Source organism: Zarconia navalis LEGE 11467 (assembly GCF_015207075.1).
GTDB classification, from domain to species: domain Bacteria; phylum Cyanobacteriota; class Cyanobacteriia; order Cyanobacteriales; family Geitlerinemataceae; genus Zarconia; species Zarconia navalis.
The window spans coordinates 1-5,059 of sequence record NZ_JADEXN010000431.1; the positions used below are offsets into that span (position 1 = coordinate 1).

4 protein-coding genes are annotated in these 5,059 nt (G+C 52.7%); 3 read left to right on the forward strand and 1 reads right to left on the reverse strand.

All coding sequences use genetic code 11. From position 1 onward, the window contains the following. On the forward strand, positions 1-2,580 hold a 2,580-nt coding region (locus IQ235_RS18670; RefSeq protein ID WP_264322917.1), incomplete at its 5' end, for a CHAT domain-containing protein. Positions 2,581-2,687: 107 nt separating this feature from the next. Here IQ235_RS18670 and IQ235_RS18675 read toward each other — a convergent pair. Beyond that, positions 2,688-3,245, reverse strand: coding sequence for an O-acetyl-ADP-ribose deacetylase (locus tag IQ235_RS18675; RefSeq protein ID WP_264322918.1), 558 nt, complete (start codon positions 3,243-3,245; stop codon positions 2,688-2,690). A gap of 181 nt (positions 3,246-3,426) precedes the next feature. On the opposite strand from IQ235_RS18675, the gene IQ235_RS18680 reads away from it, so the two are divergent. Together IQ235_RS18680 and IQ235_RS18685 are read left to right on the forward strand one after the other, a co-directional pair. Then, a complete protein-coding gene (locus IQ235_RS18680) occupies positions 3,427-3,969 on the forward strand; it encodes an NUDIX hydrolase (RefSeq protein WP_264322919.1) in 543 nt (180 codons plus the stop codon). Between the two features lie 182 nt (positions 3,970-4,151). Further along, positions 4,152-5,059: homoserine dehydrogenase (locus IQ235_RS18685; RefSeq protein ID WP_264322920.1), on the forward strand; the 908-nt coding region annotated here is incomplete at its 3' end.

Below are 5,059 nucleotides of genomic sequence, written 5' to 3' on the forward strand. Positions count from 1 at the left end.
GTCAACAACCCTCCCGAATCCGACAACCCCGAACCCGATTCGCCCCCCAATATTCAAGATCCGCCTCCCGAACCCGATCCGCCTCTCTCGAATCCAGAGTTGAATCCAGACTTGAATACCGGAACTGATGATGGAGAGAATTTAGACGCAGAAATTCCAGAAACCCCCGTCGCACAGACCCCTGTCGAACAAACCCCGAACAATCCCGAAGACGGACAAGCCCAAGAGAATGCCGACACGGATATTGCAGTTAATGTAGACCCCCCCGACTCACCTCTAGACGGAGAATTCATTAACCTCACTCCCGAAACCGATAGCAGTTCCGATCCACCTCCCACCGATACTGGGGATGCGATCGAAATTGACGTCAATCCGCCATCCCCTAACGAAACCTCTGAACCCATTTCCGTAACGGAAGGCAACTCAGGAATAGAACCTGCCAATCCCGAAACACTTCCAGACACGGGACAGGTTGTGGAAACTCCTACCCCCAACCCTGAAACACCTCCAGAGACGGAACCGATCTCGGAACCTCTTGAACCCGAAACCGATGCACAACCCGAGAACTCACTGAATCTGGATGTCGATTGGAGTGTCACGTTTAATCCCATCACAGACACCGAACTCGATTTAGACGTTTTACCCGAGTTTATCGGGTCATCAACACTGACCGTTGCTTGGCATATTGCCGAATTATTGAATGGGGAATTGTCCGTTGGAATCGATACCAACACCGAGATACTCGCTTTTACCTGGGGGATGCCGGAAGCCGATCGTGCTATTTCCTTGAGAATGCCCTATAGCGAATCCTCCCAAGATATGGTGTGGAGTTTTCCCCCAGCGGATGCAACCGTTGCCGTGAGACCCAAAATTCAACCCCAGGATAGGGTCTTGGAGGTTGAAGTTATCCCCGACCCCACAGAGGAGAATCTATCTCCCGAAACGGAATCGTCCATCTTCTCATCCCCGCCATCACAGACAATCCCTCGCCGTTCCCCAGAAGAGTCTAACCCCATCCGGGCGATCGACCGAACCAGACCCGATCGACCCCAAACAAGCGACGCCGCCTCAGTGGAAACATCCGAAACCCCTCAAGAACCACCTACCGTCCATCGCGCTTCCGTTTCAGTTCCCGAGGCGATCGAATCCGACGAAATCCCCGGCAATGTGGCCGATTCCCCATCGCTCGATTTGTCTGTGGCATCCCCATTGCCTACGCGCGCGGACATTGCCGAAACCCTAGCCGATGGAGATACCGAAGAAGCCACAGTCCAAATCGAGAGACTGTTCGAGGCAGAATATAAGTCTTATTTTGAGGATCGTGAAGATAGCCCACAGAATGCCACCGCAGAGACGATGCGGAATGCTTTAAAAACCATCGAGACGCAAACGGGCAAAAAATCCGTCATTATTTATGCCTTGACTCTACCCAAAAGCCAACTATCCGACGATCGTGCCGATCGTGGCGAACAGCTCAACCTGGTGCTGGTGGTTCCCGAGGGGCCGCCGATCGTCAAAACCGTCGATCTCGATCGCCATCGCCTGCGCAATACCGTGCGCATCTTTCTCAACAATCTCAACTCACCGAGATCCGATAGCTATCTACCCCTGGCTCAAGAACTCTACCACTGGCTTGTAAGACCCTTAGAAGAGGAGCTAGAGGGTTTGGGCATCGACACCCTGATTTTTTCGATGGATGCGGGACTGCGGCAAGTTCCCCTGGCGGCACTGCACGACGGCCGGCAATTTTTGGTGGAACGCTACAGTATCGGTTCCGTACCCAGCCTCAGCCTCACCAATACTCAGTACAAAAGCGTCCGAGACGCTCGCGTTTTGGCGATGGGTGCGTCGGAATTTCCCAATTCCGATGCCGAGCCGTTACCGGCCGTTCTCTCGGAACTCTCAATTCTGATCGGCGATGTGGCACGGGACTTATCCGAGGAAACCGACAGCTCCCAAAAATCCGATCTCCTCACCGAAACCTCATCCACTCAAGGTTTATGGCCGGGTTTGGCCTTTATCGACGAAGCCTTTACCCTAGAAAATTTAATCGCCCGCCGTCAGGAAGAAACCTTCAGCATCGTCCATCTAGCAACCCACGCCCAATTCGATCCGGGCCGAAGGCACGAAGCCTACATTCAGCTATGGGACGATCGCCTCTCCCTCGACGGACTGCGACAAGCCCGATGGTATGCCCCTCCAGTGGTCGAGTTACTGGTGCTGAGTGCTTGCGAAACGGCAGTAGGAGATGAATATGCCGAGTTAGGGTTTGCGGGATTGGCCGTGCGATCGGGCGCCAAGTCTGCTCTGGCCAGTTTGTGGAAGGTGAGCGATATGGGATCTCTAGCTCTGATGAGTCAGTTTTACCGCCACCTGAAAGAGGCTCCCATCAAAGCTGAAGCCCTGCGGCAAGCGCAATTGGGGATGCTGCGGGGAGAGGTTTTCGTTGAAGGCAGTCAACTGGCGATCGCGCCGGATTTTGGGGTTTCCCTGCCTCCGGAATTGGGACGCTGGGGCGATCGCAATTTCTCTCATCCCTACTATTGGGCGGGTTTTACCATGGTGGGTTCTCCTTGGTAAGCGTGCGGGGGAAACCCCCCGAGTCTAGGTTTTGGCAGCCAATAATGGGGTGTTGCAAAATTCCAGACCTTAAGTTGACACGCCTTAGTCACTTAGATACTCGCCGCTTAGTGGCGCGATCGACGGCGTGCGCGATGGGAACCTTCCAAAGCTTGCTGATAGATCGATCGATCGGGATCGGAAAAACAGACGAAGAGTACCAATTCGAGCGCCGAATTCCGTGCGAGAAACTGCCGCACTTCTCGCACCGCAATCTTGGCCGCGCGCAGTTTGGGAAAGCGATAAACCCCGGTACTAATGGCAGGAAAGGCAATGGTGGCGATCGGATACTCTTGAGTTAACTGCAAGCAATTGCGGTAGCACCGAGCCAGCAACTCGTCTTCCGGGCGAGGGTCGTCGCGTCCGAGAGAACTGCCTCTCCAAACCGGGCCGACGGTATGAATCACCCACTTTGCCGGCAGGTTGTACCCTTGGGTGATTTTGGCTTCTCCAGTTTCGCAGCCGTTTAACTGACGGCATTCGGCGAGTAATTGCGGGCCCGCAGCGCGGTGAATCGCCCCATCAACGCCGCCGCCTCCTAAAAGGGAACTGTTGGCCGCATTGACGATCGCATCGACATTTTGTTGAGTGAGATCTCCCCGTAGTACCTCAATTCGATCGCTCATTTTCTCACCTCAAATATGACTTCTCCACTCACCCATCGGCGGCGGATCGATCGTCGCATTATAGATGGCTAAGTAACATTTTAGAGTAATCGAGAGCGCGTTTCGAGTCGCTATCGATCGTTCGGTATAGTACAACGGAAGAGTAGGACTCCCAACTTAGTCTCGTGGCATCGCTTGTTTTATGAAAAAATGGCAGCTTTTGCAATCTCACCAGGTTTTAAACCATCGTTGGTGTAAGGTTCGGCGAGATGAAGTCCGATTGCCCAACGGCGAGATCGTCGATGATTTTTTCGTAAACGTTCGACCGGATATTGCCTTAGTTTTTGCCATCACCCGAGACCGCCAAGTGGTGTTCGTACGTCAGTACCGACATGGTGTGGGGGAGATTTTATTGGAACTTCCGGCAGGAGGGTTCGATCGGGCGACGGAAGAGGCTGAAATCGCCGCATCGCGGGAACTCACAGAAGAAACAGGCTACGTGGCTAAAAAACTAACGAAACTGGCAACGTTTTACGATAATCCCGTAAAAGATACCAATCAAATTCATTTATTTCTAGCTCGGGATGTGGAATTAACGAGCGAACAAAATCTCGATCGAACTGAAGAAATTAAAGTTGTTTTAGTTCCAATTTCCGAAATTAACAGCAAGATAGAAGCGGGAGATATTTGCGTTTCGGGAACAGTGACCGCTTTGTTTCTCGGTCTTAACTTTTTAGAAAATTGAGATCGAACCTTTTTCGACAATCGAAAGGCTTCGTCATAATATTTAGTTTGATGATTTTTGTAGACGATCGACAATTCTATCGATGTATTTTTCGCTCTGAATTCATTGATTTCCAGCGGGAGGGTCAAGAAACCTCTAGAATATGAAAGAAGTCACGTCAAGTTGGTGCAGGTTTACTTATTGTGGGTTTCAAGATCGGTTTACTGGGATTAGGCACAGTTGGTACGGGAACCGCCCAAATTTTGCTAGACACCATGGGGCGACATCCCCTACTGCAAGAGTTAGCCATTGCCCGAGTTGGGGTCCGATCGCCTGACAAACCGAGATCGATCGAACTGCCCCCCCAGATTGTGGGAACCGATCTCGAAGCCATCGTCACCGACCCGGATATTGATATTGTGGTCGAATTGATTGGCGGACTCGAACCGGCCCGATCGCTTATCCTCAAGGCGATCGAATCGGGAAAACACATCGTCACCGCCAACAAAGCCGTCATTTCCCGCTACGGCGATGAAATCTTTTCTGCCGCCAACGATAAAGGCGTGTACGTGATGCTTGAAGCCGCCGTCGGGGGCGGTATTCCCGTCATCAGTCCCCTCAAGCAAGCCCTGGGTGTCAACCGCATCAAACGAGTCACCGGGATTATCAACGGCACCACCAACTACATCCTCACCCGGATGCAAGCCGAAGGGGTAGACTTTGCCGACGTTCTCGCCGATGCCCAACGTTTGGGGTATGCCGAAGCCGATCCCACCGCCGATGTGGATGGTTTGGATGCCGCCGACAAAATCGCCATCCTCGCCTCCCTTGCTTTTGGCGGACGCATCAAACTCGATGACATCTACTGCGAAGGGATTCGCCACGTCAGTGCTGCCGATATCGCCTACGCCGAGAAGCTCGACTTTACCATCAAACTGCTGGCGATCGCTCAAGAAGATACCTCCGCAGACGGCGACAAACCCCAACAACTCGAAGTTAAAGTCCACCCCACCCTGCTTCCCAAAACCCATCCCCTCGCTAACGTCAACGACGTGTACAACGCCATTTTGGTGGAAGGAGACCCTCTGGGACAGGTGATGTTCTTCGGGCC